The sequence below is a fragment of the Psychrobacter sp. AOP3-A1-26 genome, assembly GCF_052378235.1.
In the GTDB taxonomy this organism is placed as follows: domain Bacteria; phylum Pseudomonadota; class Gammaproteobacteria; order Pseudomonadales; family Moraxellaceae; genus Psychrobacter.
Genome location: NZ_JBQSXN010000025.1, coordinates 1 through 18067, shown reverse-complemented (window position 1 = coordinate 18067; position 18067 = coordinate 1). Strand labels below are relative to the sequence as shown.

Below are 18067 nucleotides of genomic sequence, written 5' to 3'. Positions count from 1 at the left end.
CATTTTTTTAAACGGTTTTTGTCTACACTGTTTCTTTGTTTGACAATGTGCTTGCCTATTGTATGGCGATGCGCGTATGAGTACAACCTTCGAAAGTAGTCTTTCGAGCTTAGTTTTTATAGCAAGTAAATAATGGATAAAATCTATGGTTCACCACTGCGTATCAAATTGTATAAAGACACTTTTGCAATGCGTAGCCAATGGATAAAATGCTACACTAACATGGTGTTACTTTAATCATGTCTTAATAATCCTATCTCTAACAACCTGACCATAAAATAGTGCTGCTATGAAACCTGAACTGCCCCCACGTATTGCCGTCTTACTTGTTAACCTTGGTACACCAGATGAGCCGACTGCGCCTGCTGTGCGACGTTATCTTAAACAGTTTTTATCAGACCCACGAGTGATTGAGATTCCCAAGTTTTTATGGGCAATTATCCTTAATATTTTTGTGTTGCCAAGTCGTCCTAAGCGTGTGGCCAAAGCCTATGCCAGTATTTGGGAAGGTGATTCGCCCATTCGTAAGATATTAAACAGCCAAGTTGAGATGCTAGAGCCACGCTTGGCCGATAGTGTCGCCCCATTTCGGGTTTCTGTACACTCTGCGATGAGCTATGGCAATCCTGGATTGCCTGATGTGATGGATACTTTGCGTGATGAAGGTGTTGACCATTTTGTTATCTTGCCATTGTTTCCACAGTATTCCGCATCTTCTGGCGGCGCGGTCTATGATGCGCTGACCAAGTGGACGCTTAAGCAACGTAATTTGCCAAATTATACGATAGTCAAAGATTACTTTGCCCATCCGTTATATATTCAGGCGTTGGCCGATTCGATTCGCCGTTTTCAAGCAGAGCATGGCAAACCTGAAAAGCTGATGTTTAGCTTTCACGGTATCCCGCAGCCTTATGCCGATAAAGGTGACCCGTATCCTAAGCGCTGCAAATGTACCGCAGCGCAAGTCGCCCAGGCGCTTGGCTTAAAAGACGATGAATGGATTATCAGTTTCCAGTCGCGCTTTGGTAAACAAGAGTGGGTGAAACCTTATACTGACGTGGTATTAGAGGATTGGGGCAAGTCTGGTGTGCGCTCAGTACAAGTGATTAGTCCGGCATTCTCAGCGGATTGTTTAGAGACGCTAGAAGAACTGGCCATTGAAAACCGTGATAACTTTCTCAGTGCAGGCGGGCAAGAGTATCATTATATTCCCGCCTTGAACCTCGATGAGGCGCATATCGACTTGCTTGAAGCATTAAGTGCGCCATTGGTAAAAGGCTGGGCGGGAACGCTAGATGGTTGGGCATAATTGATTGAATTTTAAAATCATAAAAAAATACCGGACTTAACGTTCGGTATTTTTTTATCTACATAATTGTAGGATACGACTTATGAAATAAAGTTGGGATTTTATCCATTGACAGGTAAACTATGGCGGAATAAAGTTTTCTAATCACATTTGTTAGCCTTTTTGCCGCCTAAACTTATCTTTGAGGATAAATATGTCCATTTCTAATAGCTCAGATGCCCATGTATCATTACAAAAACCCAATGGTCAACCGCCAAACCTACCACCAACTGACGAGTATGGCAGCCCATTACCACAGTTACTAGCAAGCCCACGAAAGTGCGATGCAGCGGCTGGTATGAGCTGGATTATTAAAGCGTTTGGATTGTTTAAAGATCAACCGTTATTATGGTTTGGTATGAGTGTGACCTTTTTGGTCATTGTTGGTATTGCGTCTTCCGTGCCTTTATTAAACGTCCTAATCATACCGAGCGTATTTATGTTTATTGCTGGTATTATCAAAGGAGCGGCGGCACAATCACAAGGGGCTGAGCTACGTTTTGACCATCTGTTTTCAGCATTTAAAAGCCATTGGCAGCCACTATTAATCCTGGGCTTGTTGTATTTAGTCGGTGTCATTATTTGTATGATTCCGCTATTTATCGCCATGGGTAGTATGATTTTTTCTATGATGTCAGGTGGTATGGGCAGTAGTTATGGGGCGATGAACGATATTTCTTTAGGCGGTATTTTCTTTGGTTACCTGTTGACCATGCTGCTCATGATACCGCTTTATATGGCACTGTGGTTTGCGCCAGCATTGGTGGTCTTACATAACCTTGAGCCGATCGCTGCGATGAAAAAAAGTTTCGCAGCAGGCAAGGCTAATATCCTACCTATGTTGGTATATGGCTTAGTCTGTGTGCTTTTATTGCCTATTCTGATTATATTGACCTTGGGATTGGGCGTGTTTTTAGTAATGCCAGTTATGCTGCTCACGTACTATACCAGTTACCGTGATGCCTTGACTGATCAGCCATTATCAGCAGTGTAGCAAGTATTTTATGCCCCATAGAAAAGCACGCTTCTATACTGAGCGTGCTTTTTTTATTAGGGTCTGTTTTTATTAGGACGCTAGCGAACGGCTGTTCTATAAATCATCGTTATTAGTATGTTCTGCCGCCTCTCTATCAGCGATATCGACAATATTTGGATAGTCGCTGTCATCTAAATTATCATCGACCAACACTTCATCGACGCGCGCTTCATCAGTGTTTTGGCGATGCATAGGTGTCAATCCTTGCGTAGCATCTGTACCGACTTCTGAGTTGTCAAATCCTGCGCTATTGTCAATCACGTCATCGTTATCAATCGTGTGTAGCATCGGATTGTCTAAATCAATTTCTTGACTGTTATCATTGAGGTTGGTGTCACCTTCAATATGATCCATTGCTTCTGGTAGCGGGCTCTTTGAATTGTCCATAATGGTGTCCTTATTATCGATGGCTTTTATTAATGATTTTTATTAATGGTTTTAATGATTATTGATTGTTATTAATATTTATAGTCGATGAACAGTAAAACTAGTACGGCTGTATTAGTGTGCTAGTGGTATAAATTTTTCTGGTGTGCTGCATACGCAGAGGCTGCACAAAATTCATCCCAGTAGCACTGTAGTAATTCTCAGGTGTTTTGACTATATGTATCAAAATCAGTGTGACGCGTTATGGTGAATACTGGTAGTAGTAAGGTGTCACAGGATGTTCAAAAAATGTAAGACTGTCAGTGAAATTAGGATATGCCCTAGTAAAATAAGAAGGCTTTGTATGTTATCTCCCCATAAATTACTGCTTAGCACCTCGTTGGTCAGTATCGCAGTAGGTATGACAGCTTGTGAGCGCCAAAATTTCGATAACGCTGATATCGAGATGGATGAAGCCGCTGCAAAACAGCCACTGGTGCTAGATACTAAATTACCAAAAGCCACGACGATAATAGATTGCGCGCAATTGACTCCGAAACAAACGCTTATGGTAAAAGGCCACAGCGCACTCAGTCAAAACTGTGATTTGACAGAAAAGTCGATACGCTTTGAGTTAAACGATTCACATAGCTCGCTTGACTGTCAGGGGGCACTGCTCAGTACCCACGCTGATGATTCCTCAAAAGCTAGTGCGATTACGATTAAACCCAAAACAGATAGCGCCATCGAAGATATCACGGTGGCTAATTGTCATGTGAATGGCTATGGTCACGCGCTACATATCCGCCAATATAGCCAACCCAATCAGCGTTACGCGCGCGGCTTAATCGACTCTGCCGCCAATCGCAATCTTGCCCCAAGCGATATTAATGTGATTAATGTCAGTAGTCGCAACAGTATCAATAGCGGCATGTTCGTCGGTGACCATGTGCATGACAGCACTTTTGATAAAGTACGCATCCAAAACGCAGGGACCGTCGGGCTATATTTAGAATTTGGTAGCCGCGACAATGTGATCAAAAACTCAGTGTTTATCGGTAATGGCTTTCGCCGTTTTAAACCCAATCGTGAAGCTATCGCGATTGATTCATCGAGCAACAACCGTATCGAAAGTAACCAGTTTATTCATAACGGTGCAGGTAGTATCTTGCTGTATCGCAATTGCTTCGAGCATGCCGATGATCCAACACGGAGCAATCATTTTAAGCGTACCGAGTCCAGTCGCGACAATGTTATTAGCAATAATACTTTTCGTGATGAGCAGATCGGTGTTTGGGTGGCATCGAGACAATCACGCAATCTAAAAGGCTTTGAGTGCGGTGCTTATTTGCTGAAACAAACCCCATTTTCAAGCTATCATTTAGACAGTGCCAAAGACAGTAAAGTTATTAATAATTATTTTGAACAAGTGCAGCAAGGGATTATTGTTGAGGATGATGGCACACAGATTAATGACAACCAGTTCGCAGCCACTGTAAGTATGCCTATTAGCATTGGTTCTAAAGTCCGTGAAGATAGCGAGGCTGGAGCAGTTATAAATACGTCGATTAAAAACAATATATTTACTGATAAAACGACTGAGCAAGCCATTAGTATCAGACCAGCAAGCAAAACGGCTACCAAAATTAGGTAGCCGCTTAAATGCTGTAACGTCATTTATATGGTTTCTTCTATTTATTTAGTACCGATTTTACTATTAACAAAGCGCATTAGTGAATCCGGCGCTACCTGCGAAGCTGTATGTAGCATTTTAGCGGGAAAGCCAATAGGGTAATGGGTGCGTGAAATCTTACGATTCGGTTTGCTGCTTAGTTTACATAAAGTTTTGGCGACATCATCGACGGTTAAGTTAATGCCTAGACGGTCGATACTGGTAACTTCAATGTCTTTGGTCATGTCGGATTTTACCCATAATGGCATGACGTCAATTACCTTGATGCCAAGCTCAGCATACTCAATATTTAATCCTTCGGTTAACCCACGTACAAAGAACTTGCTGGCAGAGTACGGCGCAACTTCAGACTGACCATAAATAGCCGATGCCGAAGAGACGTTAATAATTTTGCCGTCATCACTATCCGCCAAATGAGAGGCTAATTTATGACAGCCGATGAGGACGCCTTTACAGTTAATATCAATCAATGACAATTGCTTATCCAAGTCTGTATTGGGTAACGCGCCACTCACCAATACGCCAGCATTATTAATTAAGGTATCGATACCATCAAAATTATCAAGCATATGATCGATGGCAGTATCCCACGCCTCAGGATCAGTAACATCAAGGTGACCATGGATGACACGATTCTTTTTCAGCGCTTTTTTAAACGCTTTATCATTGACCGCGCGCTCAAGCTCAACCGTATCAATATCAAAAAGTCCAACGCTATGACCTTTAGCAACCAATCGCTTGGCCGTCGCCAAACCGATACCGCGTGATGCACCTGTGATTAATATATTCATAATGACTCGCTTAATAGTTAATAGTGGTTATTAATAATAGTTGAATAGGAATACTGTGCTAGATAAAGTCTCTATTTAAATCGAGACTTTTTAAATAGAGGTTTTTTAAATAGAGACTTTATCTAAAATTTTATTTAAGTCTTCAGCTGTCTATGTATTTAACTATATATTTATTTCCCATAGAAAATCCAACTATTGTTCTTGTATTTTACTTTTAGTATACCAAACGATACATAAAAGGTTCGCGCGGCGATAAATAGTATATAGGTAGTTCTATATAAAACTGATACGTTGGTAGCCACGTGCTACTGTTATAAGTTTTTCTTGCTTGCTGTTCACAGGCGTGACAGAGGCTGCCAAAAAATTACTCCAGCAGCATTTGTATCGGTTTGAAAGTGAATCAACTATAACTGCTAATACGCGTTATGCTTTACATGGTGAAGATGATTTATGTGACAGGTATTCCTCAAAATCAATGAGTTTAAACTGCCATAAATAAACCAATGCAATCGCATAAACTCCTGTTTCTGCTAATTCTTCTACGATTTCACCAATGCTTTCAGGAATGATAATATAATTTTCGCCCATATATTCTAGTATTGCCAATGCGATTATGCTGGCATATACAGCGATGGGTACGGAGCGTAATACGGCCCAAAGGTAACGCCACGAGTAAGCCAGTAAACCAACAATCAGCAAATAAACCACGGTAAGAATTGCATCTTCCCACCAATCATAAGAATGATTTAAAAATGAAAAACCACTAGAAATGAATAGGTCTGGCACATAGTTTAACTCACGGCGAATCACCGCGAAAAACACCAGTACTGCCGCTAACCAAAAGGCTCGAATTTTTTGACATGGTCTGTCGTATAGCCCTGTAGTAAATACTGCAAGCAACGTAGCAAACAGGCGAATAAAATAATAATGCCAGGGACTTCGATGATGCCATCTGAACTTAAAATAGGAAACTCCTGGTTTTTGAAGAATAAAAAGTGAGCGCAAAGGCTCACTTTAAACCGAAACTTATCCCATTATATACAACTTAATGGTTGGTTATTATAACGCCAGTATGTACTTTATGTTGTTAGTTAATATAACCAATTAGTCATGGATTGCCGTTAACGTAGCGAGCCTAATGCGCTTCATCCCAATTCTGACCACTATCTGTTTCGACCAATAGCGGCACAGCAAAGTCGACAGTCCAGCCTTTTTCAACAGCTGTAGCTTTCAATACATCTTGCATCGCGTCGGTAATCAATTGACTGATTTCATCGACCTTATCTGTATCGACTTCAAACACCAGTTCATCATGGACTTGCAGCAGCATTTTTGCTTGCTCTTTTGGCAGCACTTTATCGACGGCAATCATCGCCAGCTTAATCAAATCAGCAGCGGAGCCTTGTAGTGGAGCATTAATCGCCGCGCGCTCAGCGCCTTGCTTGACCATACGGTTGCTATGGGTGATATCAGGTGTGTAAAGTTTACGACCCAATATCGTCTCGACATAGCCTTGCTCATGAGCACTGGCGCGAGTATTAATCATATAATCTTTCACACCGGGGTAACGCTCAAAGTACATATCGATATAGTCTTGCGCCTCACTACGGCTCATCTGTAGCTGTTTGGCTAGGCCAAAAGCACTCATGCCATACAGCAGACCAAAGTTAATGGCTTTGGCATTACGGCGCTCGGTTGAGGTAACCTCCGCGACATCCTTACCTAATACCTCAGCAGCAGTGGCTGCGTGAATATCCAAGCCTTCATTGAAGGCGTCAGTCAGGTTTTTATCCCCTGAAAAGTGCGCCATCAAACGCAATTCAATTTGTGAGTAATCCGCTGCCAAAATAACACGACCTTCTGGGGCGATAAAAGCTTGGCGAATCAGACGCCCAGTGGCGGTACGAATCGGAATGTTTTGTAAGTTAGGATCCGTCGAAGATAAACGTCCAGTGCTGGTCAGCGCTTGATGATAGCTGGTATGTACGCGGTCAGTCGCGGCATCTGCGACATTATCCAGCGCATCAGTATAGGTGCTTTTAAGCTTAGACAGCCCGCGATATTCTAGGGTGATATCGACTAATGGGTGGTCGATTTTTGATAATACCGCTTCACCAGTAGAGTACTGACCAGACTTGGTCTTTTTGCCGCCAGCAACGCCTAGCTTTTCAAATAGCATCTCACCAAGCTGCTTCGGTGAGCCGAGATTAAATTCTTCACCAGCCAGCTCATAAGCCTGCTTTTCTAGCGCAATGATTTCTTCGTCAAAACGTTGCGATAGCTCGTTCAAAAATGAGCGTTTGATTAAGATACCGCTTGCTTCCATTTGGCACAGTATCTCTGCCGTTGGAATTTCCAGTTCCTGTAGCAATTTAGCGTTATTGGCATCGTTAGCCAGCTCGACGCTGAACACCTCAAACAATTGATAAGTGATATCGGCATCTTCGCAAGCATAATCGCTGGCGATATCGATAGTCACTTGATCAAAGGCGACTTGTTTAGCGCCTTTACCCGCGACATCTTCATAGCTGATGGTTTGGGTTTGTAGATAATGACGCGCCAAATCATCCATACCGTGACGGGTAATCGCGGCATTAATGACATAGCTGGCAAGCATGGTGTCCATCGCCCAGTTATTAGGGCTAGAATGAATAGCACCGACTAAATCGATATCATAAGTACTAAGAATATGAGCGTCATACTTTAAGTGCTGACCAATTTTGCCGATTTGTGGGTTTTCTAAAATGGGCTTTAAGCGTGCCAATACCGTTTCGCGGTCGAGTTGCTTTGCCGTTAGTTCGTCGTCTTCTAAGCGGTGAGTCAGCGGTACATAATAAGCTTCATGTGCTTGCACCGCAAACGACAGACCGACGATTTGTGCCTCGCGCCAATAGACGCTAGTAGTTTCGGTATCAATGACAAAATGCGGAGCCGCTTCTAATAATTCAATCAAACTATCAAACGCAGGCTCATCTAAAATGGTATGCCACGCCTTATCATGGTTTTTGCTGTCTTTGATATTATCAATCTTGGTCGATTGCAAAGATTTAGCGATTTGTGCTTGTGATTCAGCATCCGCTTGGCTGTCAGCGACACTTTGCGAGCCATTAGCGTTGGCTGGATGGTTTGGGTGATCGAGAGAGGCCAGCTCGTTTCTAAACTCAAGCTCGTTATATAACTCGCGTAACTCATTTATATGAGCACTCGGATCGGTATTGATTTTTAAATCGTTCCAGTCTTGACCGATGTCTAGGTCCGTGACGATGGTCGCCAGTTTGGCATTGAACGGGATATCATCGGCGTGCTCAATTAAACCCTTGGCACCGCGACCTTTAATAAAACCGATGTGCTTGAGCATATTGTCGATATCACCGTATTCAACCAGTAGGTCTTTCGCGGTTTTTTTACCGATACCAGGCACGCCTTTGATACCGTCAGAGGCGTCACCCATCAAGGTCAAAAAATCAATCATTTGGTTGGGATTAATACCAAATTTATCGATGACCGCTGCGGTGTCGGTTACTTTACCGGTAAAGCTGTCTTCCAGTATCACGCAGTCATTGACCAGCTGCATCATGTCTTTGTCACCCGTTGAGATGACCACGTGATGACCTTGTTCAACCGCGCGATGGGCAAGTGTCCCAATGATATCATCAGCTTCTGCGCCTTCGATGCGTAACAGCGGAAGACCTAACGCCGTCACCAAACGATGGATATAAGGAATTTGTTCTACCAGCTCTATGTCGATGGGTGGACGGGCGGCTTTATAATCAGGTGACATATGATGGCGAAAGGTCGGTGATTTGGTATCAAAGCAAACCGCCATATGGGTCGGGTGGTAACGGCGCATCAGTTTGAGCAGCGCATTGAGCGTGCCACGGATGGCGTTGGTTATCAGACCTTGCGAGTTTTGCATGGTTTTGGGTAGGGCGTGATAAGTGCGAAACAGATAATAAGAGCCATCAACCAAAATAAAGGGAGGCTGGTCTTTGTCGACGTGACTGGTGTCCATGGTCGCTACATTGGGCATGGTGTCGAAGTTTGGCAAGTTTTTAGGATCGAGTGCTTGATGGGAATTGTGGTTACTGTCTGAGCTAGGGTCGGTCATATGGTCAGTCATAAAAGTCACTTATCAGCTATTAGATAAAAATATACGCTTATTATAGCGATAAAATCAGTGTGTGCCGAATCGCTTAAAAATTACGATGTATACGAGCATTAATGATGCCCATCGTTAAAATAAAAATAGTTCAATGAGACAAAAAAAGAACCCAGCGCTAACTGAGTTCTTTTCTTTCTTTACCGATACCATCATTATTAAGGACCGATAGTATCGTTATTAAGGGCTTATTTTACTTCTGAAGTCACTTCGCTATCAATATTGCCATGGGTAGCTTTAGAGTATGGGCAAACTTTATTGGCTTTTTCGACTAGCTTTTGGAACTCATCCGCTGATAGCTCTGTATTTTCAGCTACAACGTGAATTTTTACCGCTAATTGAAAATCTAGACCTTCACCTTTCATTAAATCTACCGATACCTCAGTCGTAGAATCAAACTTTGCTTTTTCTTCGCCTTTAACTGCAGCAAGCGCACCATCGAAGCAAGCCGCGTAGCCCATGGCAAATAACTGCTCTGGATTATTGCCATCTTTACCAGAACCGGGTGCAACCATATTAATCGTTAAATCACTGTCTTGAAGACTGGCATTACCGGTACGACCGCCGGTAACCGTGCCTTTAGTAGAATATAATGTTTTCATAACACATCCTTTGTTGTTGGTTTTTTATATTGAAGTAGTCACTTATATGATGCTATTTAGCATAGCAAATAATCAGTTTGGCGCAAGGGCTCCGTAGTAAGCATATACTGTAAGTTTGTAAGTGAGCCTTGTATAAAATTATCTAGATTGAGCAAACCACCGCCATGAAAACCTAACGGGTATAAGTAATAAGCATATTAATGTAAACTAATGATTTAGACACTCGTAGTAAAACCACCAAAATAGGTGATAAAAATCTTAATTATAAAGGCGTTTTCTAATGGATTGTTCGTTGAATAAACTGATTGTTTTACCCGGTATTTTCTCTTTAATGGCTTTGGCCCTTGTTGGCTGCGGAGAAGAAGACAATATTTATGGGTCGGGCAGTAGTAACAAGATTACCTTGACCAGTTTTGCGAACAGTTATGACAGTCAGGCGAACGAGAGTGCGATTGCGCGTATTGATGAGACCTACCGTAGTGGCGCGCGTGAAATCAAGCAAAAAAATATCGTTAATAGTTATAGCAACCAAAGCCTGAATACCTTAGATAGAACGGTGTTGGCTGATAACTTCGAAGGTCGTCTGGAAAATAAAGATATTGAAGTTAATGGCCGCACGGTCAGACGGCCTATTTATGAAGAAAACAGCAATAATAAATTAAACTACGAAACCACTTATAAAACGCTTGATCTGTCAGGTGTGCAGGCGAACAGTTATAACGCTGGCAGCAATATCAATAACAGTCGTGGTATTGTCACCGACTTAAACAATTATTCTAATATTCCAAGCAATGCAGAATTTCCAGCGGGCTCGGTCTGCTATATTCCAGTGGTTAAAAGCGAGCGCTCGTTTTTAGCATTCAATGAGAAAAACAAGACGGGATACTCATCACTTAATAAATGGGTGGATGCTGCCGAAGAACGTTTCAGCGACAATAGAGAGGTCGGGACGTATGAGTTTGGAGTTGGATTTGGCAATAAACACAAAGCGGCGCAAGTGACGTTTTTTGAGTACAAAAATCAGCCTGCGTATCAGTACAATGGTGTCGAGTATAGCAATGAAATCTACGAGGCCAATTATGTGGCCAAAGGCAGTACCGATCCGAATACCAACAGTTTTCGCGGTGTGGTAGATTGCACGATAGTCAATGAGGTGGCAGGAGATTTCTTAACCGATCAAATCAAGCGCTATTATTAATAGTTATGCTATAGGTCTTCATATTAAAAAGCTGACAGCACTCTCTTGAATAGAGAGTGTTTTTTTATGCGCTAATTCTGCACCCTGCCGCTAAATCCGCTACAATAAGCCCATTATTTATTCTATTTATTGAAATTACTGCCTAAAAGAAAGTTACTGTCTAAAAGACAGACTTTTTAAAGTTAAGGTTGAAGCCAAAAATTATGAGTGTAGATTCAAAGAAATTAAACCAAGAAGTCGCCAAACGCCGTACCTTTGCCATTATCTCGCATCCCGATGCGGGTAAAACCACCATGACTGAAAAACTACTGTTATGGGGTCAAGCCATTCAGGTGGTAGGTGAAGTTAAAGGTCGCAAAACCGATCGTCATGCGACGTCAGACTGGATGAGCATGGAGCAAGAGCGTGGTATTTCGATTACCACCTCGGTCATGCAGTTCCCTTATAAAGACCATGTGGTCAACTTATTGGATACACCAGGTCACGCCGATTTTAGTGAAGATACCTATCGTACTTTGACCGCCGTCGATAGTGCGCTGATGATGGTCGATGGCGCAAAAGGTGTCGAAGAACGAACCATCAAGTTGATGGAGGTGTGCCGGATGCGCGACACGCCCATTATTTCGTTTATCAATAAACTCGATCGCCAGATTCGTGAGCCGCTTGAGCTATTGAGTGAAATCGAAGCCGTGTTAAAAATCAAATGTATTCCCGTGACTTGGCCGATTGGTATGGGGCAGGATTTCGTTGGGGTTTATCATTTGACCGAAAACAGAACTTATCTGTATGAAAAAGGTCATGGCGGTGAAATTACCGTGGCTGAAACTCGCGAAGGTTATGATTATCCTGATATCCGTGAGCGTCTCGGTAAGCTGATGTTTGATGCCTTTGAAGAGTCGCTTGAGCTGGTGCAAATGGCGCTAGAGGATTTCAGTGTCGAAGCCTTTTTAGCGGGCGAGATGACGCCTGTATTGTTTGGCACAGCCCTCGGTAACTTTGGTGTCAATATGGTGCTTGATACGCTGGTGAAGTATTCACCACCGCCAAAAGCCCATCCAACCAACGAGCGGGAAGTAGCGGCAACAGAAACCAATTTTAGTGGTTTTGTGTTTAAGATTCAGGCCAATATGGATCCGCGTCACCGTGACCGTATTGCTTTCTTACGTGTCTGTTCAGGCAAGTACGAAAAAGGCATGAAAATGAAGCACGTGCGTTTGGGCAAAGACGTACGTATTGCCGATGCCTTGACCTTTTTGGCGGGTGACCGTGAAGCATTAGAAGAGGCTTATCCGGGTGATATTATTGGTCTGCATAATCACGGTACGATTTCTATTGGCGATAGCTTTACCGATGGTGAAGAGCTAAACTTTACTGGTATTCCACATTTTGCGCCTGAACTGTTCCGCCGTGTGGTGCTCAAAGACCCGCTGAAATCGAAAGCCTTACAAAAGGGTTTGCAGCAGCTTAGTGAAGAGGGCGCAACACAGGTATTTATGCCGCAGATTAATAATGACTTAATTTTGGGTGCGGTTGGTGTGCTACAGTTTGAGGTCGTCGCCCATCGCCTGAAAGAAGAGTACAAAGTTCAATGTATTTTTGAGCCGGTATCGATTGCCACAGTGCGCTGGATTCACTGTGATGATGAAGTGGCGCTAGCGAAGTTTAAGAAGAGAGCCCACGACCAGTTATCGATAGATGGCGGTGGTTATTTGACCTATCTTGCCCCTTCACGAGTCAACTTGCAATTGATGCAAGATCGCTACCCAGAAGTGACCTTTAGCAATACCCGCGAGCACTAAATTACTATTTTCACTATGCCGTTTATCTTTTAAGACACGCCAGCCGTGTCTTTTTTATTAGCTATGGTTTACGTACGACACTATAAAAAGGAGCGTTCAGGAGACGATAGCCTCATAAAAACACAAACAGTGTTCCTACAATACAGAGTGGTTGTTACGGTAGAATATCAATAAATCTTATCTGTATAATAAAGAGGCTATATGAAACCTGTCACCCAACTTCATACTCATAAGTCAGAACTATCCAAGCAATTAGCTTTGAGGACTGGCTGGCTTCGTCTAGCCTCTCTATTGGGTAGTGGAGTGCTACTTGGCACATTGAGCTTGTCAGCACATGCTGGCAGTCTAATTAGTCACACCGATTATTTGGATTATGAATTGCCTAAAGAAACACAAGAAAAATGTGTAGAGCGTGAAAATTGTCCAGATATTGAGATTAAATACCTCAAAACCAATCACCAGTGGATAAATGCGATCACCAACGAGCGTATCAATCATTTAGTCGTCAATAGCAAGCCCACTGAATCCGCACCCATTACTTCCAAGAGTAACCAAGCAGACGTTAAAGCTGCTATTGATGATTTTGTCACCTCGCAGTTTGCTGATTTACCCGAAGACAGCGTATTTGTTTATAACTTAATGGTGACGCCTGAATACTTAGGTCACGTCAACGACTTAGAAACCTTTGAGATAAACTCTTACGTCTTTACCGGTGGCGCTCACGGCATGCCTTATAGTGAGTATTTGGTTTTTGATCAAAAGTCCAAAAAGCAAATTCAGTTGGCAGACATGCTACAACCTGGCAACAAATCAAAATTCAAAGTATTGGCCTATAACGCTTATAAAGACTGGGTGAAAACGGTCGATGAAGACGTCGCCAGTTATGAGAAAAACTGGCCGTTTACCCTCAGCGATAATATCACCGTGACCGACAAAGGCATCGATATTCGTTATCAGCATTACGTGATTGGTCCATATGCTTATGGCATGCCGGTGCTTAGTATCCCCTATAGCAAGCTTAGTGGCGTTATCAAACCCCGATTTATTGCTAAATAATTAAGACAATAACACCATCATATTGACGATAATAATTTAACGAAAACCATTGGATATTTTATAAAAAATAAGGAGTGATAGCATGACGAACCCTACAGGTAAGGTAGATACAGCAGTAACGAACACGTGGCAGCTTAATGCTTTGACAGAAGCGTTGGGTGACTTGACTTTGACGGTCGATGACAGCTTGTCTGTCGGACGTGGTAGCGATAATGATGTGGTGCTCGGTAGCAAACAAGTATCGCGTAATCATGCGCTCCTGAGCGTATTGGACGGTCAGTTATATGTCAAAGATTTGGACTCGTCCAATGGTACATTTATTAATGAGCAACGTATCGAAGGCAATAAATCGAGTTTGTTGCAAGTGAATGATAAGATTGGTTTTGCAAGCTTTAGTTTTCAGGTAAATGCGCCTGTTGCTGCTACCGAGCCTGAGGTACTGCAACCAGTAACCACTGCTGAAAGTGCAGCGGCTAGTATGGATACTGATACTGAGGTATTGGCCGCTCAGCCCGTTGCTGAAGAAAATATTATTGAAGAGGCCGTTATTGAAGAGCGCGCGGTCAACCAAGCTCCTGTGACAGAAACGGAATCTGCAACTAACGAATCGGTAGTGAAAGAAACAGGCATTGAAGAAGTTCTACAGACGGCAGATAATGTGGAAGCTGACCCTGTTGACACTGTATCTAAGACAGCAGACCACCTTAACACAAGCGCCCCGACGACCAATACCACTCAATCGCCTGATCCACAGCCACAAGAGCCGGTTATTAAAGAAACAGGTATTGATGAAGTTTTGTCATCTGCAGAAGCCGTAGAGGTAGAAACAGAAACAGCACCGCTAGCAGCAGCTAATAACTCGCCAGCAGTGGAGCAGCCAGTTGTACGTGAAGAGCCAGTTGTGCAACCTGAGCAGGATAAAACCACGAAAACCGCCCTGCAAGAAGAAGCGGATCCTGATGTGTTACGAGCCAAGCAAGCGGCTACTGCACAGTTTTCAGGCACGGCCAATCTAGGACAACCTCGGGATCTTGGTACCGAAGGTAATAACGCAATGGATCAGGCCATCAGTAATCCAGCGACTGCAAAACCAGCAGAGAAAAAGCCCAGCGGCAGTTGGTTTATATGGATATTTGTGGCCATTATCATTATTGGATTGGCGCTGTGGTTATTTAACATGGGCGGCGCGTAACCCCGTTTTCTAATACTTTTCACAGTTAGACTGTGAGAGTTTTTTTCTATAGCGTCAACATTCAATAGAGTGTTGACGCTATATTGTATCTGTACCTTCACTGTTATTTTACTGTTTTTATTTTGACCAGTATCTTGTTAGAGAGCATTACTATGATGACCTTTGAGGAATATCAAGCGTTTAAAGACCGTGGCTTTAGTCATGCACCACTGATAAAAAAACGTCTCATGGATGCACAGACGCCAGTATCTGTATTTTCTAAAGTACGTGATTTAAATGGTTCCGCGTATCTCTTTGAGTCTGTCGTAGGCGGTGAGCGCTGGGCACGATATTCGATGATTGGCTTGGGTAGTGATCTTATCTTGCAGTATGCAGATGGTCATATGACGGTCAAAGACAACGACAATATTGATGTAAATGCAGTAGAAGACCCGTTTGACTATATTCGTAAACTGATGGCGCAGTATAAGATGCCAACGGCAGAGGATATAGCGACATTACCGAGCTTTAGTGGCGGTTTGGTCGGCTACTTCGGTTACGACATGGTACGTGTTATTGAGCCAAGCGTGGGTTTGTCTGATGCGCCCAACCCAATATCAATGCCAGACATGTGGTTGATGCTCTCAATGAGCGTGATTGTTTTTGACAGCTTAGAAAACACTTTGTCTATCATTGTTTATGCCGATTGTAATACCGAAGATGGCTACAGTAATGCCATCCGTGAGCTAGAAAAAATAGAAGATAAACTAGCAGAAATGCCAAATTTGAGCGCTCCCGTGATGCCGACGCCGACGTTTACCTCACAAACAGCTTTGGAGGCATACAGTAACGATGTCAATAAAATAAAAGACTACATTTCAGCGGGCGATGTTATGCAAGTTGTCCCTGCTCAGCGTTTGACCGCTGATTATACTGGCGACTCACTGGCTGTTTATCGCGCCCTACGGTTTTTAAATCCCTCACCGTATCTGTTTTTGGTACATGGTTATACGCTAGATGACCATAAGCGTTTTGATATCATTGGGGCATCACCTGAGATACTATCGCGGGTTGAGGATAGTAAAGTCACCGTACGACCATTGGCAGGCACTCGCAAGCGTGGTCGAGATACAGCGGAAGACTTAGCGCTTGAGCAAGAATTGCTTAATGACGAAAAAGTGATAGCGCAGCATCAAATGCTCATTGATTTGGGTAGCAATGACATTGGCCGCGTTTGTGAGCATGGTAGTGTCAAAGTTACTGAAAAGATGTTTATCGAGCGCTATTCACAAGTGATGCATCTTGCTTCTAATGTTGAGGGGACAATACTGCCTGATAAGGATGCACTGGATGTTTTTTGCGCGACCTTTCCTGCGGGCACGTTATCAGGCATACCCAAAATCCGCGCCATGCAAATCATTGATGAGATAGAGCCAGTACGTCGTACAGTCTTTGGCGGCGCGGTTGGTTATCTGGGCTGGCATGGAAATATGGATACCGCCATTGCTATACGTACTGCAGTCAGGCGTCGTGGAAAAATCCATATCCAAGCAGGTGCTGGGATCGTCGCCGATTCTGTACCAGAAACAGAGTGGGATGAAACCCACAAAAAAGCGTTGGCACTAATAAAAGCGGTGAAAATGGCGTGTAATGGTTTGCGTATTCGTTGAGTATTTAATAAAGAAAGCAGTTGTACATAGTAAAGACCTCAAAAGTGGTTATTTTTATTATAAAAAAATAGCAGCATAATCAACTCCTTGAGGGTTATTATGAAAATAATCGCAAAAAAGATAAAAAAGGGCTTGCGTCTTTCAAAAAATTTGATAGAATAGCCACCACTTTGAGAGAACAAGCCGACTTAGCTCAGTTGGTAGAGCAACTGACTTGTAATCAGTAGGTCGCCAGTTCGATCCCGGCAGTCGGCACCATTTATCTTTTCTTTCAAAGTAGCTTTTTATAAAATTGTCTTAAATTAAAGTCATTTTTGTTCAAAGCAATCTAAGGTGGGATTGGGGAGCGGTCAAACCCAACAGACTGTAAATCTGTCGCGAAAGCTTCGAAGGTTCGAATCCTTCTCCCACCACCATATTTTTTATAAGTTTGTCATAGCGCCAAGCATACTCTATATACTTAACGACTCTCGATTAGAGTCTCTTTGCATAAGAGTAATTGCGGGTGTGGTATAATGGTAACACCTTAGCCTTCCAAGCTAATGACGCGGGTTCGATTCCCGCCACCCGCTCCATATAATCACTATCGCAAAAACTATCAACAATTCATCACGACAGTCAGTTTATTAGTGCTGTATCGTGATATTTTTTTAGTAACCCTACGGGTTGTTTACTGTAGTTATTAAAAGCCTGCTCATATAGCTCAGCGGTAGAGCACTCCCTTGGTAAGGGAGAGGTCTTGAGTTCAATTCTCAATATGAGCTCCATTTATTATTTCAGCTTTTTTACTGCATTTATATAATTTTGCGTCGATATCGAAATTACAGAATATTGAAAAATACAAAGTTAGTGTGGCAGGTAACAATTCAAAGGTGACACTGAGGTGTTGCCTTTTAGTGCTGTCAATTTATTAATGCACTACAGTAAGATAAAGTCGTGCAACAGCGTAACGATATAATACCTTGCAATGTTCAAGAGATTGAAAAGCAAGTATAATGTCGCTATATATTCTATGGGCTATAGAATATAAATGCATAGATAGATAATAGTAGAGCGACTAAATATTTTTAGTAGATAAGCCATAGCGTCAACGGTTTGATGGTTTTACATGCATCATGAGCCGTCAAACAGCTATTTACCGATCTTACTGTTTATTATTTTTTAAGCATAAAGATTCA

At 42.7% G+C, this 18067-nt stretch carries 13 protein-coding genes and 4 tRNA genes; 12 read left to right on the top strand and 5 right to left on the bottom strand.

The window, feature by feature from the left end; translation table 11 throughout:
* Positions 1–289 precede the first annotated feature (289 nt).
* Both hemH and ACT3TU_RS06235 read left to right on the top strand, forming a co-directional pair.
* On the top strand, positions 290–1309 hold the full coding sequence (gene hemH, locus ACT3TU_RS06240) for a ferrochelatase (protein ID WP_192522520.1): 1020 nt from the start codon (positions 290–292) through the stop codon (positions 1307–1309).
* Between the two features lie 193 nt (positions 1310–1502).
* Positions 1503–2342 carry a BPSS1780 family membrane protein gene (locus tag ACT3TU_RS06235; RefSeq protein WP_192524800.1) on the top strand — a complete coding sequence of 280 codons (840 nt, stop codon included), beginning with the start codon at positions 1503–1505 and terminating at the stop codon, positions 2340–2342.
* Between the two features lie 96 nt (positions 2343–2438).
* Here the strand turns inward: ACT3TU_RS06235 and ACT3TU_RS06230 are convergent, their stop codons facing one another.
* Complete coding sequence (locus tag ACT3TU_RS06230) at positions 2439–2771, bottom strand: hypothetical protein (protein ID WP_192524801.1); 333 nt, start codon at positions 2769–2771, stop codon at positions 2439–2441.
* A 343-nt stretch (positions 2772–3114) separates the two neighbouring features.
* On the opposite strand from ACT3TU_RS06230, the gene ACT3TU_RS06225 reads away from it, so the two are divergent.
* A complete protein-coding gene (locus ACT3TU_RS06225; RefSeq protein ID WP_444784168.1) occupies positions 3115–4404 on the top strand; it encodes a right-handed parallel beta-helix repeat-containing protein in 1290 nt (429 codons plus the stop codon).
* A 41-nt stretch (positions 4405–4445) separates the two neighbouring features.
* On the opposite strand, the gene ACT3TU_RS06220 is transcribed toward ACT3TU_RS06225, so the two are convergent.
* From ACT3TU_RS06220 to ACT3TU_RS06205, 4 genes are all read right to left on the bottom strand, one after another.
* Entirely contained in the window at positions 4446–5234 is a 789-nt protein-coding gene (locus ACT3TU_RS06220) for an SDR family NAD(P)-dependent oxidoreductase (protein WP_192524803.1), read from the bottom strand.
* Between the two features lie 423 nt (positions 5235–5657).
* Positions 5658–6239, bottom strand: a complete 582-nt coding sequence (locus ACT3TU_RS06215; RefSeq protein WP_444784167.1) for a hypothetical protein — start codon at positions 6237–6239, stop codon at positions 5658–5660.
* A 130-nt stretch (positions 6240–6369) separates the two neighbouring features.
* Complete coding sequence (gene polA, locus ACT3TU_RS06210) at positions 6370–9264, bottom strand: DNA polymerase I (protein WP_444784179.1); 2895 nt, start codon at positions 9262–9264, stop codon at positions 6370–6372.
* A gap of 317 nt (positions 9265–9581) precedes the next feature.
* A complete protein-coding gene (locus ACT3TU_RS06205) occupies positions 9582–9995 on the bottom strand; it encodes an Ohr family peroxiredoxin (protein WP_444784166.1) in 414 nt (137 codons plus the stop codon).
* A 280-nt stretch (positions 9996–10275) separates the two neighbouring features.
* On the opposite strand from ACT3TU_RS06205, the gene ACT3TU_RS06200 reads away from it, so the two are divergent.
* From ACT3TU_RS06200 to ACT3TU_RS06160, 9 genes are all read left to right on the top strand, one after another.
* Positions 10276–11193: a hypothetical protein gene (locus ACT3TU_RS06200; RefSeq protein ID WP_444784165.1), complete on the top strand. Its 918-nt coding sequence runs from the start codon at positions 10276–10278 to the stop codon at positions 11191–11193.
* A 203-nt stretch (positions 11194–11396) separates the two neighbouring features.
* Positions 11397–12992 (top strand): peptide chain release factor 3, encoded by a 1596-nt coding sequence (locus tag ACT3TU_RS06195; protein WP_192529569.1) that lies wholly within the window; start codon positions 11397–11399, stop codon positions 12990–12992.
* Positions 12993–13193: 201 nt separating this feature from the next.
* The gene (locus ACT3TU_RS06190) at positions 13194–14048 is read left to right on the top strand and encodes an RsiV family protein (protein ID WP_444784164.1); all 855 of its coding nucleotides are present in this window, start codon (positions 13194–13196) and stop codon (positions 14046–14048) included.
* 82 nt (positions 14049–14130) lie between these two features.
* Entirely contained in the window at positions 14131–15240 is a 1110-nt protein-coding gene (locus ACT3TU_RS06185) for an FHA domain-containing protein (protein ID WP_444784163.1), read from the top strand.
* Positions 15241–15392: 152 nt separating this feature from the next.
* Positions 15393–16889: an anthranilate synthase component I family protein gene (locus ACT3TU_RS06180; protein ID WP_444784162.1), complete on the top strand. Its 1497-nt coding sequence runs from the start codon at positions 15393–15395 to the stop codon at positions 16887–16889.
* Between the two features lie 182 nt (positions 16890–17071).
* Positions 17072–17147: transfer RNA gene (locus tag ACT3TU_RS06175), tRNA-Thr, on the top strand.
* A gap of 74 nt (positions 17148–17221) precedes the next feature.
* A tRNA-Tyr gene (locus tag ACT3TU_RS06170) sits at positions 17222–17305 on the top strand.
* A gap of 85 nt (positions 17306–17390) precedes the next feature.
* Positions 17391–17464: transfer RNA gene (locus ACT3TU_RS06165), tRNA-Gly, on the top strand.
* Between the two features lie 117 nt (positions 17465–17581).
* Positions 17582–17656 (top strand) — tRNA-Thr (locus ACT3TU_RS06160).
* Positions 17657–18067 lie beyond the last annotated feature (411 nt).

Coding starts and splice junctions, on each gene's coding strand:
- ACT3TU_RS06225 (WP_444784168.1), top strand. CDS start 3,115: ATGTTATCTCCCCATAAATTACTGCTTAGCACCTCGTTGGTCAGTATC.
- ACT3TU_RS06180 (WP_444784162.1), top strand. CDS start 15,393: ATGATGACCTTTGAGGAATATCAAGCGTTTAAAGACCGTGGCTTTAGT.
- ACT3TU_RS06230 (WP_192524801.1), bottom strand. CDS start 2,771: ATGGACAATTCAAAGAGCCCGCTACCAGAAGCAATGGATCATATTGAA.
- hemH (WP_192522520.1), top strand. CDS start 290: ATGAAACCTGAACTGCCCCCACGTATTGCCGTCTTACTTGTTAACCTT.
- ACT3TU_RS06185 (WP_444784163.1), top strand. CDS start 14,131: ATGACGAACCCTACAGGTAAGGTAGATACAGCAGTAACGAACACGTGG.
- ACT3TU_RS06205 (WP_444784166.1), bottom strand. CDS start 9,995: ATGAAAACATTATATTCTACTAAAGGCACGGTTACCGGCGGTCGTACC.
- ACT3TU_RS06195 (WP_192529569.1), top strand. CDS start 11,397: ATGAGTGTAGATTCAAAGAAATTAAACCAAGAAGTCGCCAAACGCCGT.
- ACT3TU_RS06235 (WP_192524800.1), top strand. CDS start 1,503: ATGTCCATTTCTAATAGCTCAGATGCCCATGTATCATTACAAAAACCC.
- polA (WP_444784179.1), bottom strand. CDS start 9,264: ATGCCCAATGTAGCGACCATGGACACCAGTCACGTCGACAAAGACCAG.
- ACT3TU_RS06200 (WP_444784165.1), top strand. CDS start 10,276: ATGGATTGTTCGTTGAATAAACTGATTGTTTTACCCGGTATTTTCTCT.
- ACT3TU_RS06220 (WP_192524803.1), bottom strand. CDS start 5,234: ATGAATATATTAATCACAGGTGCATCACGCGGTATCGGTTTGGCGACG.
- ACT3TU_RS06190 (WP_444784164.1), top strand. CDS start 13,194: ATGAAACCTGTCACCCAACTTCATACTCATAAGTCAGAACTATCCAAG.